The 19,452-nt window shown below is 58.6% G+C and carries 16 protein-coding genes and 1 tRNA gene; 8 read left to right on the top strand and 9 right to left on the bottom strand.

The window, feature by feature from the left end:
* The first annotated feature begins 671 nt into the window (after window positions 1-671).
* The 5 genes from K9B32_RS09110 (at window position 672) to K9B32_RS09130 (ending at window position 3,828) form a co-directional block, all read left to right on the top strand.
* Window positions 672-1,370, top strand: coding sequence for a glycosyltransferase (locus K9B32_RS09110; RefSeq protein WP_224561627.1), 699 nt, complete (start codon window positions 672-674; stop codon window positions 1,368-1,370).
* A 294-nt stretch (window positions 1,371-1,664) separates the two neighbouring features.
* A complete protein-coding gene (locus K9B32_RS09115) occupies window positions 1,665-2,504 on the top strand; it encodes a 3-deoxy-manno-octulosonate cytidylyltransferase (protein WP_224561628.1) in 840 nt (279 codons plus the stop codon).
* A gap of 401 nt (window positions 2,505-2,905) precedes the next feature.
* Window positions 2,906-2,982 (top strand) — tRNA-Pro (locus K9B32_RS09120).
* A 239-nt stretch (window positions 2,983-3,221) separates the two neighbouring features.
* Complete coding sequence (locus tag K9B32_RS09125) at window positions 3,222-3,437, top strand: hypothetical protein (protein WP_224561629.1); 216 nt, start codon at window positions 3,222-3,224, stop codon at window positions 3,435-3,437.
* 178 nt (window positions 3,438-3,615) lie between these two features.
* Window positions 3,616-3,828, top strand: a complete 213-nt coding sequence (locus K9B32_RS09130) for a hypothetical protein (RefSeq protein ID WP_224561630.1) — start codon at window positions 3,616-3,618, stop codon at window positions 3,826-3,828.
* A 27-nt stretch (window positions 3,829-3,855) separates the two neighbouring features.
* Here K9B32_RS09130 and K9B32_RS09135 read toward each other — a convergent pair whose 3' ends face one another.
* From K9B32_RS09135 to K9B32_RS09155, 5 genes are read right to left on the bottom strand one after another with little or no spacing between them, the layout of a single operon-like run.
* Window positions 3,856-4,149, bottom strand: coding sequence for a helix-turn-helix transcriptional regulator (locus K9B32_RS09135; protein ID WP_224561631.1), 294 nt, complete (start codon window positions 4,147-4,149; stop codon window positions 3,856-3,858).
* 10 nt (window positions 4,150-4,159) lie between these two features.
* Window positions 4,160-5,422 (bottom strand): O-antigen ligase family protein, encoded by a 1,263-nt coding sequence (locus K9B32_RS09140; protein ID WP_224561632.1) that lies wholly within the window; start codon window positions 5,420-5,422, stop codon window positions 4,160-4,162.
* Window positions 5,419-6,978, bottom strand: a complete 1,560-nt coding sequence (locus tag K9B32_RS09145; RefSeq protein ID WP_224561633.1) for an undecaprenyl-phosphate glucose phosphotransferase — start codon at window positions 6,976-6,978, stop codon at window positions 5,419-5,421. The genes K9B32_RS09140 and K9B32_RS09145 overlap by 4 nt, the downstream gene beginning before the upstream one ends.
* Window positions 6,979-7,034: 56 nt before the next feature.
* A complete protein-coding gene (locus K9B32_RS09150; RefSeq protein WP_224561634.1) occupies window positions 7,035-8,204 on the bottom strand; it encodes a glycosyltransferase family 4 protein in 1,170 nt (389 codons plus the stop codon).
* A 6-nt stretch (window positions 8,205-8,210) separates the two neighbouring features.
* Window positions 8,211-8,786 carry a polysaccharide biosynthesis/export family protein gene (locus K9B32_RS09155; RefSeq protein ID WP_224561635.1) on the bottom strand — a complete coding sequence of 192 codons (576 nt, stop codon included), beginning with the start codon at window positions 8,784-8,786 and terminating at the stop codon, window positions 8,211-8,213.
* A 191-nt stretch (window positions 8,787-8,977) separates the two neighbouring features.
* Between K9B32_RS09155 and K9B32_RS09160 the strand changes: the two genes are divergently transcribed.
* Window positions 8,978-11,128 carry a GumC family protein gene (locus tag K9B32_RS09160; protein WP_224561636.1) on the top strand — a complete coding sequence of 717 codons (2,151 nt, stop codon included), beginning with the start codon at window positions 8,978-8,980 and terminating at the stop codon, window positions 11,126-11,128.
* Here the strand turns inward: K9B32_RS09160 and K9B32_RS09165 are convergent, their stop codons facing one another.
* Window positions 11,129-12,370 (bottom strand): GNAT family N-acetyltransferase, encoded by a 1,242-nt coding sequence (locus K9B32_RS09165; RefSeq protein ID WP_224561637.1) that lies wholly within the window; start codon window positions 12,368-12,370, stop codon window positions 11,129-11,131. It lies immediately after the preceding gene.
* Window positions 12,371-12,488: 118 nt separating this feature from the next.
* Entirely contained in the window at window positions 12,489-12,698 is a 210-nt protein-coding gene (locus tag K9B32_RS09170) for a DUF2842 domain-containing protein (RefSeq protein WP_007801121.1), read from the bottom strand.
* Window positions 12,699-12,810: 112 nt separating this feature from the next.
* On the opposite strand from K9B32_RS09170, the gene K9B32_RS09175 reads away from it, so the two are divergent.
* Window positions 12,811-13,914 (top strand): COX15/CtaA family protein, encoded by a 1,104-nt coding sequence (locus tag K9B32_RS09175; RefSeq protein WP_224561638.1) that lies wholly within the window; start codon window positions 12,811-12,813, stop codon window positions 13,912-13,914.
* Window positions 13,915-13,940: 26 nt separating this feature from the next.
* Here the strand turns inward: K9B32_RS09175 and K9B32_RS09180 are convergent, their stop codons facing one another.
* Both K9B32_RS09180 and K9B32_RS09185 read right to left on the bottom strand, forming a co-directional pair.
* On the bottom strand, window positions 13,941-14,339 hold the full coding sequence (locus K9B32_RS09180; RefSeq protein ID WP_224561639.1) for a cupin domain-containing protein: 399 nt from the start codon (window positions 14,337-14,339) through the stop codon (window positions 13,941-13,943).
* A 349-nt stretch (window positions 14,340-14,688) separates the two neighbouring features.
* A complete protein-coding gene (locus tag K9B32_RS09185; RefSeq protein ID WP_224561640.1) occupies window positions 14,689-17,514 on the bottom strand; it encodes a ribonuclease E/G in 2,826 nt (941 codons plus the stop codon).
* 719 nt (window positions 17,515-18,233) lie between these two features.
* Between K9B32_RS09185 and K9B32_RS09190 the strand changes: the two genes are divergently transcribed.
* A complete protein-coding gene (locus K9B32_RS09190; protein WP_224561641.1) occupies window positions 18,234-19,412 on the top strand; it encodes an N-acetylmuramoyl-L-alanine amidase in 1,179 nt (392 codons plus the stop codon).
* The last annotated feature ends 40 nt before the right edge of the window (window positions 19,413-19,452 follow it).

Raw genomic sequence — 19,452 nt, forward strand, 5'->3', positions numbered from 1 at the left:
TAATCAGCCTGCCTGCAGTCGCACGCTGATATCCCCTCCGGCCCTTGCCGGAAAGCACGGCCATCAGGCGCGAGCTACACCACCCATCGGGACACCATCTCGGATTTCCCCATCTTGGCAACGATTAGCCTTTGGCTGGTCTGCCATGGAACAGACACAAGGCAAGCGGTCTTGGCAACCGAGGTACATATCGCGCGAAGGGAGTTGGCCCGGCTGTCCTTTTCCGCAGAGGGCGCCGAGCGCTTGAGATTCCATAGGTTTCGGTAAAAAGTCGAGCCACATTGGGTTGTTCCAGGTCTGTTCGCCGTGGCGTTCGTGAAAGGTGCCAAGCGTCGTTTGCAACAATCCGGGGAAACACTAGGAAACTAGGTCACAAACGGGTCCTCCGTGGGATCGGTCCATGACCGGCGGATTCTACCGTCGATCCCTCGAAGTTGCTGATATGCCAATATCAATCGCGCGTCCGGTCGCGAAGTGTCCACATCTTTCGTTGTTTAAGGTGAGTTTTGCTGTTTACATTTGTTGTTCACATTTGCTCAAATCAGATTTGAGCTTTGAGAAGCCCTTCTCATGCTCGCGTTACGATGCGCGAGCTAGCAATGATCGGCGCTGATAAGAACAGCGCCGAGTGTTCCATCGGCTTCTGATTACTGAAGAAAAGGGGAGTGTGCATGGCAGACTTATCAGTCTACATCGGTTGGGATTCACGCGAAGATATCGCCTATGAAGTTGCGAAGGAATCGCTGCTCGAACATGCCTCGATCGAGGTCGATGTACACCCAATCAAGCTGCAGGATCTAATCGACCGTGGTGTCTACACCCGCGCGGTCGATCCGCTGGCATCAACGGAATTTACCTATTCCCGATTCTTCACGCCATGGCTTGCCGATTACAAGGGCTGGGCTTTGTTTTGCGATTGCGATTTCCTGTTCTTTGGCGACGTCGCTGACTTGCTGCAGTATCGCAATGAAGACCATGCCGTTGCCTGCGTCCATCATGATTACACGCCGAAGGAAGGCGTAAAGATGGATGGGAAGATCCAGACAACGTATCCGCGGAAGAACTGGTCGTCGTTCATGCTCTTCAATTGCGGCCATCCCTCCACCCGCAACCTGACGCCGGAACGCATCAACGCCGAAACTGGCGCGTTTCTTCATCGTCTCCAATGGGCCGATGACAGCGAGATCGGAGAAATTCCGGAAGAGTGGAACTGGCTGGAAGGCTGGAGCTCAAAGCCGTCCGCTGGCTATCCGAAGGGCGTTCACTACACCAACGGAGGCCCTTGGTTCAAGAACTGGCAGGATGTCGAGTATGCCCAAAAGTGGCTCGACAAGGCGCTCGCGATCGATCCGCAGTTCGCCCCGGTGTGACGCCTGAAATTCGGCGTTTGCGTCGAGCTTCGTTTATTGGATCGGCGCGGGAGCCGGGGTGCTTGTGGGCTTCCGTATCGCCCGAGGCGCCATAGAGGGACGAACAGTGTGGTGAAAGGATAACGGTGCCTTTTGGCGTCTATGCGGGAGCGCCGGAGCGCCTGGTGAAAACTGGGGCAGGCGAAGTAGTGAAACGGAGAACGGCGATCGCACAACTGCCTCCACGCGTTCCTTTAGCACGACAACACAAACATGGTTTGAACGATGAGCAGATCTGGCGCTAGCGATCTTGAAATGATGAACGCGACTCCTCCAGTGGAAATCAACTCGGAGGACTGGAGGTCGTTTTTTCTCGGCTACAGCGATATCGTCTTAGTGGCAAACAGCGACGAGGTCGACATCGACGAGCTTGCGTCGCGCTTTCCTGAGGCGACGCTCTTCATCTTCTTCAACAAGGTCTACAAGGTCCTGAGCAAACCGTTTACGCGCAATGCCCTTTTGGTGTCGCGAAGCGGAGCTCTGGGAGCCAACCTTGTCAAAAGCGGCAAAGTATCCAAGGTTCTCCAGTACTTTGATAAAAGCAGCTTCCTTGGGATCATCAATCTGACCATCGGTGACAGCGAAAAGTTCAGCCCAGCTTCCGCATTTGGTGATGTGAAAGTCAGGCATCTGGATCTGACGGATGTGTTCGCTCCGTTTTATCCACCTGCAAGTCTGCCAACCACGGGATTTGCATTGTGCTTTTGGCTCGCCAATCTCCAACTGGGAGTAACGGTCACTCTGGCCGGCTTCTCGTCCAAGAGAAGCGAGCGCTATCAGGTTCTTGACGTTCATGACTGGACGTTCGAACAAGTGGTCTTGCGACTAATGTATCGGCGCGGGAAGATCGACATTATTGGCCGCGAGCGAACCAATTCCTATGCAGAGCTTTCCGCACGCTTTCCAGAATACTCTCCTGCCGAGATCGCTTTCACGGCAAACGAGGTGCTGGCGGAGCGTCTCGTGAATTTGAGCTCATTCGTTGACAAGCTGATGCATGTAACGAGGTTCCTTCGTTTCGTTGAAAGAACCTATAAGCGGCTAAAGCCAAAGACGCGCAAGGAACGGCTATGGGAGGCGATGGAACAAAAATAGGATCCATCGCGTCTGACCGGAATTGGGCTCGCTGCACTACGGCATATCAACCATCGACGGCGCCACGGAAGCCGTTCACAAGTGAAACGAATCCATCAAGGGATCTCAACTGGGAACACTGGCAGCCCTTATCTCCGTCTGCACATTCGGTTGATTGGCTGGCTTTGTGAAAACCACCAGGTGGTGCGCCGCTGAGCGCCTTCCATGTTGCGAACGGCATCTCCAATTGGCCCAGTCGGCGTCGTTGACTTCGGATGAGAATGGAAGCGAGCCGCCCGTCGGATTCCCCCTGGGATTTTCTGTGTTGAAGCGCGCTTCATTCCTTTTTATTCACCGGTGGCGATTTTCCTCTTGCGTGTGGAATCCCAAAAGACTAACAGGATCAGGCCGTTTTGGCAGGTCGGGGCGTAGCGCAGCCCGGTAGCGCACTTGACTGGGGGTCAAGGGGTCGCTGGTTCGAGTCCAGTCGCCCCGACCATTTACAATCAACCTTCGGCACCCCCAGAAGCCCGAAGGCCATCTCGCCTCCTTGATGGTACTTGTCGAAGAATCAATTGTGCGGCGCCGACGCAATCGCGTTGTTCCGGCAGTATTTCCGATGCTGACGGCTACCTGTTGAGGCTCAACGGAAATACCGCTGTCAGAAATTTGTCGTGGTAACTCGAATAATTATTAGTTTTCTGTAATATATGTCCCACAAATGCTGGTGGATGACGCATGGCAGACGGCGAGACGAGCAAAACATGCCGGGAAGCGCTATCGGAGCCCTTTGGGGCTCTGGTCGAGAAGGCCGTGTCGTCGGGTTGGCCGGAGCACGAAGTCGCGCTGGCGCTGACCGAACTGGCCGAGACCTATGTCGTCAAGGTCAGCGCAAGGATCATCATTGAGGGCTCGCTCCAGTCGCAGCTTGCCTCGGAGCAGCTGAAGAACTGAGGCAGCACTCGCCTATCAGCAGGCTTGGCCTACGCCATTCACATAAATGTTTCCGCGAGAAATGTTTGGTTGATAAATCGCCGGCTCGCGCGCATAGTGACCGCATCGTCGGCTATGGATGGGCCGTCGATGACAATGTTGCTGGTATTGATAGCCCTCTGACGGGACCTGTGGCGTCATGCTCAAATCCCCAGTTCTTCCACGTGACCTGCCGCTTTTCTCGGACGATCTCGATCTTTTGTCCGGGGTGCTTGACGATGTCTGTAAGGACAGGGGGCTCGAGCGGAACACCTCGGCCGCCGAGACTATCGGCGCGCTTCTGATACAGCTCTATCGACAGGGCGTCAGAGACCAGGTCAAGCTTTCGGCTCTCGCAAAGGCCTATTTGTAATCTCGGGTCTCCAAGAAGGATATTGGATTAATCGTCGTTCGCAGCGTTGAGGTTTTCCGGGCGGATGCCTTCATCGACCCCTGTGCGCGCCCGTAATCTCACCCCCGGTCCGCCTTCGTCGTGATTGCCGCTGGCAATAAAGATAATGCCCGCCGCTTCAAGTGCTTGCCTGACGGCGAGCAATGCGTGTGGCTCCCCGTCCCGCTCGTCGCGTTCCATTGTTTCGATGGTGGCAGCGGGCAACCCGGATGCGGCTGCCAGTTGCTCGATGCTCATTCCGGTCATGGCGCGGGCGCCGCGCATTTGTGTGGCTGTAATCATAAATCAAAGACTAGCGCGCCGGCGTTCGTTCGCAAGACCGACGTGTTGTAAGACGCCGTTTATGGCGCTGTTCGAGCGCAGCGCAGCCCCAGACGACGCCGAAAAGCAGGTAGACATGTCGCCAGTGGTCGACGTCGATGACGTTGCCGACTGCTGCATGCCCTAACACCCCGATCCATGCGATCATCAGATAGGGCTGCCACGGGCGATCCTTGAGGAGATTCCTGAACCCGAGATAGATCGTCCAGCAAAGCATTGTGACATAGCTGAGAAAGCCGAGCCAACCGTAGCTCGTTAGTGATTTCAGCCAGACATTGTGCTCGTCTTCCGGAAACATTGTGCCGAAGACCAGCGGACCGATTCCGAGCGGCCGTTCCATCATCATCGTGAAGCCAATGCGGTGGCGATCGAAGCGACCGAGGTGCTCGCCGTCATACTGTTGCACGAGCTGGGCGCGTGCCGAAAAGAGCGCGCTGACCTTCGGAAATTGCAATGCAACGACCAGCGATCCGATTAGCAGCATGATCGCGGCAAGCGACAGGATTAGGATCCGCAGGCGAAACGCGCCGCTGCGTTCCTTGAGCAACATGCAGAAGATCAGAAGGACAATGCCGAGAAGAAAAAGACCCCAGGCCGCACGCGAGAATGACAAAAACACGCCAAGTGCCAGGATCAACAGTGCAAGGGCCTTGATCGGCGACGTCCTCAAGTTGCCGACGAGAATGCCGTGGACGAGGTAGAGGGACGGTGGGACCAGGAATGGGCCGAATACGTTAGGGTCCTGGAAGGCGCCCTTGGCACGATCATAGAGCGTGAAGACCTCTGCGCCGGGGAAGGCGTGAAAATAGCCAAGAATCCCGAGCAGCGAGGTGAAAACGGCGGCGAATGCCCAGGCATTGAAAATGAGCGGCAGGCGCCGATGGCTATCCTCGATAATCGCTGCATAGAAGATCGCTGTGAGCGCGAGGAAGGTCGAAACGGCGACATACATCGGTCCGGTCCCGAGATCTTTCATTTGCGTCAGCGAAAGCATGCCACCAATGTTGAAGGCAAGCAGCAGTGCCAGAAGCGGCGCGGTGAAGCGCGAAATCCTAAGCCCCAGAATGAACCAGATGCAGAGAAGCGCGGCCATCCAGAGCTCATAAGGCGCCGGCTCGTCGATAACGAAGCCGGAGAGAAAGACGCCAAGGGCGACCATCGCCGAACCAAGCAGCCGCAACGTTGCTCGTTGCGGCTGGGGAACGCGCCGAGGTGTCGCCTCGACCGCGCTCAATAGGCGTTTTCCGTATTGAACAACCGGAAGGGCGTGAGGAGCAGGATCTTCAGATCGAACCAGAGCGACCAGTTCTCGATGTAGTAGAGGTCGTAGGCCGTCCGGAACTTGATCTTGTCGTCGTGATCGACCTCTCCGCGCCAACCGTTGATCTGCGCCCAGCCGGTCACCCCGGGCTTCACGCGATGGCGAGCGAAATAGCCTTCCACGACGTCACCGAAAGCACGATCCTTCGCCTGCGCAAGAATGGCGTGCGGGCGCGGGCCGACCAGCGAAAGGTCGCCCGTCAGCACGTTGAAAAGCTGCGGCAGTTCATCGATCGAGCTCTTGCGGATAAAGCGTCCGACAGGGGTTACGCGAGGATCACCTTTGGTGACGGCGGCGCGACCGGTCGGATCGCCCTTGTCGGCATACATCGAACGAAACTTGAAGATGTTGATGATCTCGTTGTTGAAACCGTGACGCTTCTGCCTGAAGAAGACCGGTCCCTTCGAGGTCAGCTTGATGGCGACCGCCGTGGCCAGCATGATCGGCCAGAAAAGCGCCAGAGCGAGCAACGTAAAGAAGATGTCGAAACAGCGCTTGGCGACGGAATCCCAGTCCCGGATCGGCTTGTTGAAAATATCGAGCATCGGGACCGAGCCGATGCGCGAGTAGGCGCGCGGACGAAAGCGCAGACGATTTGCATGAGCGGCGAGGCGGATATCGACGGGCAGGACCCAAAGCTTCTTCAACAGCTGCAGAATGCGTGCCTCGGCGCTCAGCGGAAGCGAAATAATCAGCATGTCAATGCGCGTGATACGGACGAACTCGACCAGTTCGGCGACCGTTCCGAGCTTCGGATAACCTGCGACCATGATCGGCGACCGTTTCTCGCCGCGATCATCGAAGATGCCGCAAATCCGGATGTCATTGTCGGGCTGCTGCTCGAGGACCCGGATCAGCTCTTTGGCCGGTGCTCCACCGCCCACGATCACAGCGCGGCGCTCCATGATGCCGTTGCGCGACCAGTTGCGGATGCCGTAGGCGAACAGGAAGCGAGCGGCGAGGAGGAAGATTGCGCCAGCAACGAACCAGGCAAGGTAGGCCGGCACCACGGTCGAGCTGACGTTGCCGGCGAATGCGCTTGCGCTAGCGACGATCAAGAAGACCGATCCCCACACGGCAAAAACGCGTGGCAGCAGGCGCAAACGCATGCGCAAGGCGGGGACGGAGTAAGTGTCGGCCGTCTGTAGCCCGCAGACGAGGAGGGCCGCAACAATTACGGCAGTGATGGTGCGTCCGAAGAGGGTCTCCGCCTCATTCCCCGGCCAGAGAAGGAATACGAGCAGCCCGATCAGAAATTGCGAAGCAAATTCGAACAGGCGAAACTGGCCGATGATGATAGCCGGCGAGCGGTTTCCGGCACTGAATTGCTCGGCGATCCGACGGGCATAGCTGTTGATCGGCTCCGGCTGGGCCTTTTTATCCGCGTCTTCGCTGTGCCGATTGATGTCTGAAACCTGTTTGCGTAGCGCTTCGAGGTCAAATTGATCGCTTTTCTCTGCCTTGTTCATGAGGCTACCGCCGCTGGTTATCGGAACGGCAATAGCAGAAAGCCCCTAAGAAACTTTTACGAAGCAACCGCAAGAGCTTGCCCGGATTGGAGCTCCAGGAGGTCGTGGTACAATTTCAGGACATCATTGGCCATCACCGAGGCGGAGAAAACCGACTTCACCTGCTCCATCGGCGGCATCACGGCGTCATGCCAATCGGGGATGCGGATCGCATCCGCCATGGCGCGCGCAAGATCGTCGGAATCGTCAGGGTTGACAAGGGCCGGGCTATCTCTGCCCAATGCCTCGGGAATTCCGCCAACACGCGTTGCGATGATGGTCTTGCCGGCGCCGAGACCCTCGAGCACGATGTAAGGCATGGCCTCGGCGCGTGACGGCACGACGAGATTCTGAGACATTGCGAAGGCTTGCTGGACGCGCATTGCCGGCAGCATGCTGATCCGCTTGCCCAGGCCGCGTTCGATCATCATGTCCCGGTATCTGTCGCGGTCTGGTCCGTCGCCGACCATCACGGCCGAAAGCGGACGTCCGAGAATACGCTCCGCTTTCGCGAAGGCCTCCACAAAGAGATCGGGACCCTTAAGGTCCCGCAGCATGCCGACATAGATGTAGTGGACTGCATCTGAGCGGGTTGGGATGAGCTCGAAATCACGCTCACCGATCCCGTTGTAGATCAGCCGCGTTTCCGTCCGTGGTCGACCGACCTTCTTCGTATACGCTTCGCGCTCGTACTCGCAGATAAAGACGAGGGCGTCGGTGAAGTATTCCTGCAGACGCTCCATGCGGAGCACGAATTGCCCCATGAGCGATCTGCGGGAATAATGCAGGCTTCCGCCGTGCGCTGTATAGAGGCGGGCTACGCGATACCTGTTCACCCGCAGGGCTGAGCCGGCAAGTCGCGCGAGCACACCGCCTTTGGCGCCGTGACCGTGCAGCACATCCGGCCGCAAACTTTTGATGTTCTTGTACGTGTCCCAGAGCATTCCGAGATCGGAGAGGCTGACGTGCCGCCGCATCGGCATGCGCGTCAAACCCATCGCCAGGAAGGGACGAATATCGTCGAATAGACGGTCTTCATGCTCGCCGCCCGTAGAGCTGTCGCAGAGAATGCCGACCTCGTGCCCCGCCTTGCTGTGCTCTAGCACCAGATCGCGGACATGGCGGAAGACTCCGCCAACCGGTGACCTAAAACAATGGAGAATGCGGAGCGGACGCTGTTCAGTCATCGAGGATCAGAACAGTCGTTCGCGAACATAGATGGTGTCGCCGGCTATGATCGCAGAAGAGATATTGACGCGCCCCGTGATCACTTGCCCGTTAATCTTGCGCGTCACATCGACCGCGCCCTGATTGGCGCGCGAGGTGAAGCCGCCGGCAACGGCAACGGCATTCTGCACCGTCATTCCGGGAACGTAGGCGTATTGGCCGGACTGGCCAACTTCGCCCATAACGAAGATCGAGCGGTAGCGGTCGACGTCGATCGTGACGTCGGGATCGCGCAAGTAGCCCTGCCTGAGTTTCTGCGCGATCTGCCCCGATAGCTGTTGCAGCGTGCGCCCGCGAGCAGGGACCTGACCGACAAGCGGGAAGGCGATGTAGCCGGCCTGGTCGATCGTGTACGTGTTGGTCATGCTTGGCTGATCAAACACGGTAATGCGCAGCCGGTCGCCGCTGTCCAGCGAATAGGGCTGGATCGTCGCCTGGTTGAAGGCCTGGGGCGCGGGCTTGTAGCTATTGCAGCCGCTCAGGACCGCGGTCGTGGCGGCGAGGCTCAGAGCCATCAGGAACTTGGGCTGTGCGAAGGGCATCGCGTCTGCTCATAGGAAAACGAATTCGATCTCAGCCGTTATCAATCCGTTAGGGTTAACGGTCGGTAAAAACCGCCGATTTTTTTGACTTCGACCGGTCGATGTGCCGCCGGAGGGGCGGCGCAAGCATTAACCGTTGGGTTACTATAGTGATTTACCCTCGCGGCCACGTTTGTTCTTGGAGTACAAGCATGTCCGGCGTATCGGGTCATCAGGATGTGGACATAGATCTTGGACAATTGGTCCGCGCCGTTTGGGCACGCCGGCTGAAGGTCCTGGCAATCACCGCGTTGGGGGCAGGGATCGCTTTCACGGGCGCTAAGATGATTTCCCCCAAGTACCGAAGCGAAACCCGCATCCTGATCGAGCCCCGTGCCCCAGCCTTCGCCAATGCGCAGGTAAACGATGCCAATGCGGGACCATTGCTGGACGAGCTCAATATTGCGAGCCAGGTGCAGCTTCTCCAATCCTCGGACCTCATCAAGCAGGTCATCAACGGCCAGAAGCTTTACGATTTGCCGGAGTTCGATGCGGCCGCAAATGGCTCAGCACTCACCGATATCCTGGTGGCGCTCCACCTCAAGAAAAACCCGTATGAGAATCCCCCCGAAGAGCGCGTGATCGACGCCTTCATGGAGAGGCTTCAGGTCTATCAGGTGCCGGGCTCGCGCGTGATCGGCATTACCTTCACCTCGAAGGATCCGAAGCTCGCGGCGACAATCCCCAATGCAATGGCGGGGGTCTACCTTGCCACCCAGAGCGGCGCCAAGCTGGATTCGAATTCCGAGGCGACGCGCTGGCTGGAGCCGGAGATCGAAAATCTCCGCCAGAAGGTCAATGATGCCGAGCAGAAGGTGGCGGAATACCGCGCCGTGCACGGACTGCTGCCGACCAACGGCGGGTCGAATTTCGCCACACAGCAGTTGAACGACATTTCGGCAGAGCTTACCCGGGTCCGGGGGGAGCGCGCCAATGCCGAGGCGCGTGCTCAGTCCGTACGCAATGCTCTCGCCTCCGGTCAGCCATCCGATACATTACAGGACATCATGTCGTCTCAGTCGATCCAGCGGCTGAAGAGCACGGAGTCGGGTCTGCAGTCGCAGATCTCCGACCTGCAGACGTCGTTGCTCAATAACCATCCGCGACTGAAGAGCCTTCGCGCGCAGCTTTCGGACATCAAGGCACAGATTCGCCAGGAGACGCAGAAGATCCTCGCAAGCATCGAAAACGAAGCGAAGGTCTCTGCGGTTCGCCAAAAGGAGCTGGAGCAGCAGGCCGACAAGCTGAAGGCCAACAGCGCCCAGGCTGGGGAAGACGAGGTTGGTCTCAATGCCCTGACGCGCGAAGCTACGGCGCAACGGCAACTCCTGGAAACCTATCTCTCTCGTTACCGCGAGGCGGCGTCGCGCTCCGACAAGAATTCAAGCCCGGCAGACGCACGTATCGTGTCGAAGGCAATACAACCCGTCGATCCCTATTTCCCGAAGGTTCTGCCGATCGTCATCGTCGCTGCCTTCGCAACCTTCACTATGACATCGATTGTGATCATGCTCGCCGAACTCTTCAGCGGTCGGGCACTCCGCCCCGTCGAGCCACCCGAGGAGAAGGTGGTGCGTGAAGAAGCAGAGGAGCCTGAAGCGACGACTGCCGGCTCCGCCAGGCGGGTGGCTACACCGAGCCTGTTGGCTACACCCGCAGACGAGGAGCCGGTTGCCGAGCCAGTCGAGGAGGAAAGAGCCGTCGAAACGAACGAGTTCTCGATAGCATCTGTCTCGGACTACCTTCGCGGCAGCAGAGCGCCTCTGGCCATCGCCATTTCGCCGACCGGCAATGACGGCTCGGCGGCAACCGTGTCGCTTGTGCGCAAGTTGGCCGAGGATGGCTCGCGGATCATACTGGTCGACATGACGGGCTCGGGGCTACCGAGTGACCTCATGGCCGAGGATCGCAACATGCTCGGCATAACCGATTTGCTCTGCGGGGATGCGGCCTTCGGCGATACGATCCATGGCGACAGCCGCTCCGACGCACACTTCATTCCGCAAGGTATCAGCGATCCGCGCCGGGCGATGCGCGGTGCCGATCGGCTGTCTCTGCTGTTGGACGCTTTGGTCTCGGCCTATGATCTCGTGATCGTGGAATGCGGAGCTGCCGACGTGGCCGGCGTTTCGCGCTTGACGCAGAGCAAGGACGTCGAAATCATCCTCTCCATGCCTGAGATCGTCGAGCAGGAGTTCGTGACTGCTATGACCGAGTTCGAAGCGGCCGGCTACGGGCGTGTCGTGCTGATGTCCGATAGCGACGAGCCCCTTGAAAGCCCGATCTCTCGGCATGCCGCGTGATCAAGCGCCGATCACCCGGTGTATGCGCTGGAGAAGCTGGTAGATCTTCTGGCGAGACTTGATGAAAGCTTTGCCTCGTGTGATTGCCCGGTGAACGAGGCCGCCCACTCTGCCGCGTAGCGAAAGCGGCAGAACAACGTCATAGTGCCCGGTTTCTACTGGTGCCCATGAGCGCTTATATCTTTGGTCGCCAAGGCCGAAGTCGAACAGGCCGACGCCCTTGCCATGCTGCCCGGCGATCATCTGCCAGAATAGGAATTCGCCAGGGCTCGCATCCGCCGCCAAGCTTTCATCGATTGCGCTGATTTGGCAGATGATGTGGTCGCCTTTGCGAGAAATACCAGCCAGGGCTGCGATATGACCATCGTGCTCGCCCTTCAGGCGGATCGCGTGCATTTCCAGCCCCACCGTCTTGCTGTCGGGGTCGCGAATGTCGAGTGCGCCGTGCAGGAAAGCCTTGGTCTTCGAGTCTTCAAACGCATCCGGCAGTCCGAGCGCCTTGAATCGTTCACCCTTCTGCTCGAAGAAACGGTCGAGCAACCGATGTTGCTCGTCTGACGTTCCGCTGGAAATGTAGTCGAACCCACCGAGCGCCTCCAGACGTCTCAGCTGCATTCGGAACTTCTTACGCCGCCCCTTTGCGTTCACTTGTTGGAGTGTCGATCCCATGTCTGCCAGGAGCGGAAGATGGTAGGCGTGGTTCTGGTTCTGGACGATCGGCAACAGCGCTAGAGGACTGCGGCGTCCGCGCCATTCCAGCGGTATGTTCTGCAGCAACAGAAGGTCGGCGCTTCCGACCAGAGCGCGACGCAGCAACTCCGCGAATTTTCGGGGCTCGAGATTCTTAGCCAGTTCGATGAAGCGCGCTGTAAAGAGGCCCGTGTTGATGTTGCTGTGATCTGCACCGACAAATCTGGCGGTGCGGAAACCGTGAAACCTGTTTATCTCTATTGGTAGAATAAATGCGGTCTCTTCGCCAAGCCTGCCCCAGACGATCGATAGTGGGTTTCCATGGGCGTTAGTCCACGACATGCACCAGTCGTAACCTTGGTGTAGGGAATTCAGATCGTCGCGATCGAGCTTGCGCCAGAGCTCTTCCAGCGGTTCCAAGCCATCCAGGACGACGATATCGAGCTCCGTCACTGCAAGCTGCGCGGTCAGCGCCCGCAATTCGGAAATGCCCGCGTCGGATTCCCTCGAATGGTGCGCTTTATCTGGAACAGGAAGCTTCTGCGCCTGCACGGTTTTTCTCCGGTCTGACTTGCTAGCGCGGAGAATAGGGTAGCCGAGCATCCATTTCGTTTATGGGCTGCGGCGAAGGGTGCTTTCCGTCGATCACGGTTATCCCGTCGTTAACAGCTCACTGCTGTTTCGGCCCTGCCATCCATTTGATGATAACCATGGCTGGAAGAACCCACAGCAGCCCGGTCAGGAAAAAGTAGAGGAGTTGCCCCCACCATGGAGCGTTGCCGAGCGTCGCGACTGCGATCGTGTTTGCAAGCACCGCGTAGGCGAGTACGAGCACGACGATCAGGATCGTACCGATAAATTTCCGGAGGCGGACAGGCATCAGATATCTTTCGCACTGGTGTTGAACTGCCGCGACGGCATGCCGCAAAGGTCCGGGGCTTGTTTTGCATGAGCCGCTCAGGCAAATCAACTACCGGACGTAAGGAGCAGCCATGGCCATCGCGAACTTGAGCACCGAACAGCAGATATTGCGTGAGATACGCCGGCAGGAGGGCAATCGCCGGGCTGTTCGCATCTGGCTGGGCTTTGTGCTCCTGGCGCTGTTCTGTCTCGTGATCGTCGGCGGCGCCACCAGACTTACGAATTCGGGCCTGTCGATCACCGAGTGGAAGCCGATCCACGGCGTGATTCCGCCTCTGAGCGCCGCGGAATGGGACGAGGAATTCAAGCTCTACCAGCGCATTCCCGAGTATCAGCAAATAAATGACGGAATGACCATCGACGAGTTCAAGGGCATCTTTTGGTGGGAGTGGGCCCACCGTCTGATTGCACGCGGCATTGGTGTCATCTTCGCGTTGCCGTTGCTCTATTTTTGGGTAACAGGAAAGGTGGAGCGACGGCTGCGCTGGCCTCTCTTCGGAATTCTGATGCTGGGTGGACTACAGGGCGCGATCGGCTGGTGGATGGTATCGTCAGGGCTCTCCGTCCGAACTGATGTCAGCCAGTATCGGTTGGCAACGCACCTTGTCATGGCCTGTCTCATCTTCGCGTCCTGCATGTGGATCATGCGAGGGCTTTCCCCTCACTCCGATGATCCGGCGCCCAAGCCGGGCTCGCATGTCTGGGCCGCTGTGATCGCCGTTTTTGCGTTTTTTCAGATCTATCTCGGCGCGCTCGTCGCGGGCCTCGATGCCGGCTTTACCTATAACACCTGGCCGTTGATGGACGCCTCCGTCGTTCCCTCCGACCTATTGATCCAGCAACCGGCCTGGATCAATTTCTTCGAGAACCCCAAGACGGTGCAGTTTGTCCATCGGCTGGGTGCCTACACCCTGTTTGCAGTGACGCTGGTCAACATGATCATTGCCCTTGCTGCAGCGCCGTCCACGACGCATGCTCGGCGCGCCGTCGTCCTGTTTGTGTTGGTGACCGCTCAGGCGGCGATTGGAATCGGCACCTTATTGTTGCAAGTCCCGCTTCATTGGGGGCTGCTGCATCAGGCAGGAGCCCTCGTGGTCCTTGGTTTCGCGATCGCGAACTGGCGGGGGTTTTACGGAGAGTACCCGCACGAGACCGCGATTGCTCGGCAGGATTGAGGTGCGTCGAGCGCATTCACCACGGCTCATTCGTCGGGCTGAACCAGCTCCGACCCCTTCCTGACGACGTAGGTCGCAAGCTCGGATGCCTTGCCGTCGCCCACGTTCTTCGCCACATGCGCCACTCCGCCGGGAATGAACAAGGCCTGGCCGGCCTTGATCGTCAGGGGCTCTCTGCCTTCAAGTTGATATTCAATCACGCCGTCGAGGACATAGGCAATCTCTTCGCCTGGATGCTTGTGTTTGATTGACACCGCGCCAGGCTCAAGATCTACCCGAACCTGCACGGCTTCATGGCCAGGAATGCTTAGATCGCCTTTTACAATATCGGTTCGCTGGAGCTGTGGCTGTTGCGCGTAAGCTTGTTGCTCGGCAAGCGCGCACCCCACCAACAAAGCTGCCGCCATCATCTGTTTCATGTTCATATCGCGTCTCCCGTGCCTGCTGGCCATACCGCGTTGATCACAGGTGTAATTCAACCAGAGACGTGTATCCCAGATGTGTCGACAAGGGTGGCACTTTGTAAGAGTGCGTAGCAGCCTTCGTCAGCGGTCCTTACGGGCCATCATCTGGCTATCAGCGGCAAGCATCCGGGTCGGAAAATCTGCGCCGCGACAAACGCTTGCTCACACATGGTCGTGCTATCCAAGGTGGTTTTGACCTGCGCTCCTTCGCTACGGCGCAGGTGAGGCGTCGATCTCACGAGAGCATAAAAAAATCCGGCTGCGTCGCCGCAGCCGGATCGTATTGCTTACTTATCGCCGAAGATCAGTCTTAGAAAAAACCGCGGCGCTGCCACCAGCCAGCTTTCTTCGGCTTGCCGTCACCGTCGCTTTCCCCGGCATCGCCGCGCGTCGACTTAACCGTCGGTTCAGATGAAGAGATGTTCGACTCCCTGTTGGCGCGGACAGGCTTTGCGTCATCGACGGCCGGCGTTGCGAGGTCTGCGGCTGCAGTCTCGGCTTCAGCTTCCGCGGTCGGTGCCGCTTCCGCCGCGGCCTCTTCCACAACAGGCTCCTCGACCGGCGATGCCTTGCGGCTACGACGTGCGCGTTTCGGCTTCACGTCCTCAGTAACCGAGGCGCCTGTTTCAACAGCTGCCATTGCTGGCTGAGCTTCGACTGCTTCCTCAGCGGCAGCTTCGATCACCTCGGCGGCGGTCACCTCTGTCTCGCCGCTCTCAGCACCGTCACTTGCCACATCCGCCGCAGAAGCTTCTTGCTCGCCGCCTTCCTCGCGGTTGCGGCGGCCGCCGCGCTTGCCACGACGGCGGCGCTTGCGGCGCTGGGTCTCATCACCTTCGTCACGCGTTTCCGAGGTGGTGGCAACGCTCTCGTCGCCTTCATCCTCGTCATCGCTGCCGGTCTGGTCGCCTTCCTCAGCCTCGGCAGAGTTGCTGTCGGCGGCTACTGGCTCGCCGCTGCCGTTACGGCCCCGACGACGGCGGCGGCGCTTGCGCTTGCGGCCCTCGACATCGCCTTCGGTGCGCTGTGCCGGACGTTCAGCAGCGGCCGGCTTGGCCTCCAATTCCTCTTCTTCCTCCTCGTCGACTTCGACCACGATATCGTCGTCGTCATCGGGAATGGCGGCAAAGTTGAACAGGCTTTCGATCTTGACCGGGTTCTCGACCGGCTCGCCGCGGTCGATCGCAAAGTGCTGCGAGCCGACAGAGCCGTCTGCGTCGATAATGATCGCAACGCCGAAGCGGACTTCGTAGTCGACGATCGTCTGGCGCTTGTGATTGAGCAGGTACAGCGCAATATCAGGCGTCGTGCGAACCGCGATGTTGTGCGTCGTGTTCTTGAGCAGATATTCCTCGATGCCGCGCAGCACATGCAGGGCAACCGAGGACTGCGAACGGACGTGGCCGGTGCCGCCACAATGCGAGCAGACCTGCGTCGTCGATTCGAGAACAGAAGCGCGGATGCGCTGGCGCGACATTTCGAGAAGACCGAAATGCGAGATGCGGCCGACCTGGATGCGGGCGCGGTCGTTCTTTAGGCATTCCTTCAGCTTCTTCTCGACGGCGCGGTTGTTGCGCTTCTCTTCCATGTCGATGAAGTCGATGACGATCAGGCCCGCAAGGTCGCGCAGGCGCAGCTGTCGGGCGATCTCTTCGGCCGCCTCGAGGTTCGTCTGGAGCGCCGTATCTTCGATCGAATGTTCGCGGGTCGAACGGCCGGAGTTGACGTCGATCGAAACCAGCGCTTCTGTCTGGTTCATGATGAGGTAGCCGCCCGACTTCAGCGTCACCTGCGGCTGCAGCATGCGGTCGAGCTGCGCCTCGATGCCGGAACGCGAGAAGATCGGGTGGATGTCGCGATAGGGCTGAACCACCTTGGCGTGGCTCGGCATCAGCATTTTCATGAAGTCTTTCGCTTCACGATAGCCTTCCTCGCCGGCGACGATGATCTCCCCGATATCCTTGTTGTAGAGGTCGCGGATCGAGCGCTTGATAAGTGAGCCTTCCTCATAGACGAGGCAGGGAGCGGTCGACTGCAACGTCAGCGTGCGGACGTTCTCCCAAAGACGCATCAGATATTCGAAGTCGCGCTTGACCTCGACCTTGGTGCGATTTGCGCCCGCAGTGCGCAGGATGACGCCCATGCCCTGCGGCACTTCGAGCATGCGCGCGATCTCCTTCAGGCGCTTGCGGTCCTGCGGGTTGGTGATCTTGCGGGAAATGCCGCCGCCACGCGCCGTGTTCGGCATCAGAACCGAATAGCGGCCTGCCAGCGACAGGTAGGTGGTGAGCGCAGCACCTTTGTTGCCGCGTTCTTCCTTGGCGACCTGAACGAGCAGGATCTGGCGGCGTTTGATCACCTCCTGGATGCGATACTGCTTGCGCGGCTTGCGCTGGACGCGATCGGGAACTTCCTCCATGGCATCTTCGGCGCCGACTGATTCGATCACTTCCTCTTCGTGGTCGTGATCGTCGTCATCGTCGTCATCGCTGCGGCGGCGCGCGTCGACCTCTTCGGAGATCGAGTCCGTCTCGACCATTGCAGCCATCTCGTTGCCCGAGGAGCCTTCGTCATCGTTGTCAACAGCGGCTTCGCTGGCAGCCTCATCGCTTGCCGGCACTTCGGCAGCCGGTGCTGCCTTCTTGCGGCTGCGGCGGGGCTTTGCCTTCTTGGCCGGTGCTTCCTCGGCAACTTCCGCAACGACCTCGACCGTCTCGATTGCGGCAGCAGTTTCTACCTCTGGCGCGGCTTCCGCTGGAGGCGCTTCGACACCGACGTCCGGCTGCGCTTGAGTGGAGAGATCGACCGGTGCCGTCTCGACATGTTCGACGTCGTCGTCACGGCGATGCTCTTCGGCTTCGGCGCGAAGCAGGGCCTGACGATCGGCAAGCGGGATCTGATAGTAGTCGGGGTGAATTTCGGCAAAGGCCAGGAAGCCGTGCCGGTTGCCGCCGTAGTCAACGAAGGCGGCCTGCAGCGAAGGTTCGACCCTCGTTACCTTTGCGAGATAGATATTGCCGCGAATCTGCTTCTTGTGCTGCGACTCGAAGTCAAATTCTTCTATGCGGTTTCCGCGAACGACAACAACGCGCGTCTCTTCCTCGTGAGACGCGTCGATAAGCATCTTGTCTGCCATGTAAGCTGTGCTCCTCGGCGCGGTCGAACGTCAGCATCCGCTTGTGTCGATGAGACAGAAGAGGTGCGGCTCGTCATTGCAGCGCCGGATAATGAAAGTCGCGATTGGTGCGGTGTGGAAGGCAGCAGCCAGACAGCAGCGGGGGAGATGTTCTCCCGGGGCCTGTAGACTTCAGATAAAACCTGCTGCGACACCATCAAAGACCAAGCGAGATCGACAAAACTAAGACCTTGTTCAGGTCCGATGAGTTTGCTCTCTCTGTAAAGAGCGGTTGGTGGCTATCCACCGATGAAGTTCCCGCATACGCCGGAAAATTCAGGATCCAATTTCGAGTGGAAACACATATGACGGCGGACGATTGCCGGTTGTGGCGCCAGTTCCTTATCGGTTTGGCTGCCGTGCAGGCGACTCTATCCCGTCAGCACTTCTACCCTGAAAATCCTTGTATGTTTTCTCTGTCACAATAGCAAGGGAAAAGCCAAATGTGCCATAATATTGATGGATTTTGGAAGGCATACAAAATCGGGGATTAAGGGCGCCGATTCGGCTCCGCGGCCGCGAAGGACGCCGACACGGGCAATTTCGCGTTTACCGGGAGAACTTGATCGGAATGTTATTCAAGGTGTGGCGGTCGATTGTTTAAGAGGGTACGACCCGCGACGGTGATATCCGGATGGCGGAGGACGAAGGTTGCGGGTGCGTTCGTCGCTGTGGCGGCGATGGTTTTTGTATGTCTTCCGGACGTGAGAGCAAATGACGCAGCCAAGGTTGAGCCTTTGCTCGCCTACGGTGCCCGCATCATCGGCGACGATGGACGCACCCGTATTGTCATCGATTTCGATCGGGCCCCGGACTTTTCGGTCCATTACATCGCCAATCCCGAACGCGTCGTGATCGATTTGCCCGCGACGGCCTTCGGGTTCCCTGCCGGCGACCTCGAGGCGAGGGGGCTATTCAAGGACATTCGTTACGGCAAGATGGATGGGGACAGCGCGCGCATCGTGCTAACGGCCAAAAAGCCGGTGAAGATGGAAGTGGCCAAGGTTCAGGCGGATGAGGACGGCAAGGGGCATCGTCTCGTCCTCGATGCTGCAATGACGGACAAGGACAAGTTCGCCGAACTGGTCAAGGCCCAGTCATGGAGCGATCCTTCGTCTCGACAGACGACCAGTGCGATTCCTGCGCCGGAGAAGCCGGCCAACGGCGATTTCATCATCGCTGTCGATGCCGGTCACGGTGGGATCGACACGGGCGCGATCGGCGTCGATACCAAGACGCAGGAGAAGGACGTAACGCTCGCATTCGCCAAGGCGCTGGCCGATCGCCTCAACCGCGAGTCCGGCATCAAGGCGTTTCTGACGCGAAAGGACGACTCGTTCCTGTCGCTGTCCGAGCGTGTGGAGATCGCCCGTCAGAACCATGCAGGCCTCTTTATTTCGATGCATGCCGACACCCTGAAGCAGAAGGATATTCGCGGCGCGACAGTCTACACGATTTCCGACCGGGCTTCAGACAAGCTCGCCGCCGATCTGGCCGACCGCGAAAACCTTTCCGATCAGATTGCCGGCAAGGAGACCGTCGCCGAGCCTCCCGAAGTCGCCGATATTCTGCTCGACCTGACACGCCGCGAAACGCAGGCTTTCTCGATTTCTCTGGCAGAGAGCGTGCTCGCGTCTTTCAAGGATCAGGTGGGGACAATCAACAATCCGCATCGCCATGCCGGCTTCCGCGTTCTGCAGGCGCCAGATGTGCCGTCTATCCTGTTGGAACTAGGCTTCCTTTCGAACAGGGAAGACGAAAAACTGCTCCTTGATGACGGATGGCGGGGAAGGATGGCGGACCTGCTGACGGAGGCGGTAAAGCACTATCGCACGGCGATGGTTGCAAATGGTGGCTGAGTTCAGCCGTGGCGCAGATGCGACACTTGCTCGGGTAACG

The organism is Rhizobium sp. 3T7 (assembly GCF_020166565.1).
Lineage (GTDB): Bacteria > Pseudomonadota > Alphaproteobacteria > Rhizobiales > Rhizobiaceae > Rhizobium.

What these genes read in the sequence shown, in the direction of transcription:
- K9B32_RS09110 (WP_224561627.1), top strand. Translation starts at nt 672, where the DNA reads ATGGCAGACTTATCAGTCTACATCGGTTGGGATTCACGCGAAGATATC.
- K9B32_RS09115 (WP_224561628.1), top strand. Translation starts at nt 1,665, where the DNA reads ATGATGAACGCGACTCCTCCAGTGGAAATCAACTCGGAGGACTGGAGG.
- K9B32_RS09125 (WP_224561629.1), top strand. Translation starts at nt 3,222, where the DNA reads ATGGCAGACGGCGAGACGAGCAAAACATGCCGGGAAGCGCTATCGGAG.
- K9B32_RS09130 (WP_224561630.1), top strand. Translation starts at nt 3,616, where the DNA reads ATGCTCAAATCCCCAGTTCTTCCACGTGACCTGCCGCTTTTCTCGGAC.
- K9B32_RS09135 (WP_224561631.1), bottom strand. Translation starts at nt 4,149, where the DNA reads ATGATTACAGCCACACAAATGCGCGGCGCCCGCGCCATGACCGGAATG.
- K9B32_RS09145 (WP_224561633.1), bottom strand. Translation starts at nt 6,978, where the DNA reads ATGAACAAGGCAGAGAAAAGCGATCAATTTGACCTCGAAGCGCTACGC.
- K9B32_RS09150 (WP_224561634.1), bottom strand. Translation starts at nt 8,204, where the DNA reads ATGACTGAACAGCGTCCGCTCCGCATTCTCCATTGTTTTAGGTCACCG.
- K9B32_RS09155 (WP_224561635.1), bottom strand. Translation starts at nt 8,786, where the DNA reads ATGCCCTTCGCACAGCCCAAGTTCCTGATGGCTCTGAGCCTCGCCGCC.
- K9B32_RS09160 (WP_224561636.1), top strand. Translation starts at nt 8,978, where the DNA reads ATGTCCGGCGTATCGGGTCATCAGGATGTGGACATAGATCTTGGACAA.
- K9B32_RS09170 (WP_007801121.1), bottom strand. Translation starts at nt 12,698, where the DNA reads ATGCCTGTCCGCCTCCGGAAATTTATCGGTACGATCCTGATCGTCGTG.
- K9B32_RS09175 (WP_224561638.1), top strand. Translation starts at nt 12,811, where the DNA reads ATGGCCATCGCGAACTTGAGCACCGAACAGCAGATATTGCGTGAGATA.
- K9B32_RS09180 (WP_224561639.1), bottom strand. Translation starts at nt 14,339, where the DNA reads ATGAACATGAAACAGATGATGGCGGCAGCTTTGTTGGTGGGGTGCGCG.
- K9B32_RS09185 (WP_224561640.1), bottom strand. Translation starts at nt 17,514, where the DNA reads ATGGCAGACAAGATGCTTATCGACGCGTCTCACGAGGAAGAGACGCGC.
- K9B32_RS09190 (WP_224561641.1), top strand. Translation starts at nt 18,234, where the DNA reads ATGGTTTTTGTATGTCTTCCGGACGTGAGAGCAAATGACGCAGCCAAG.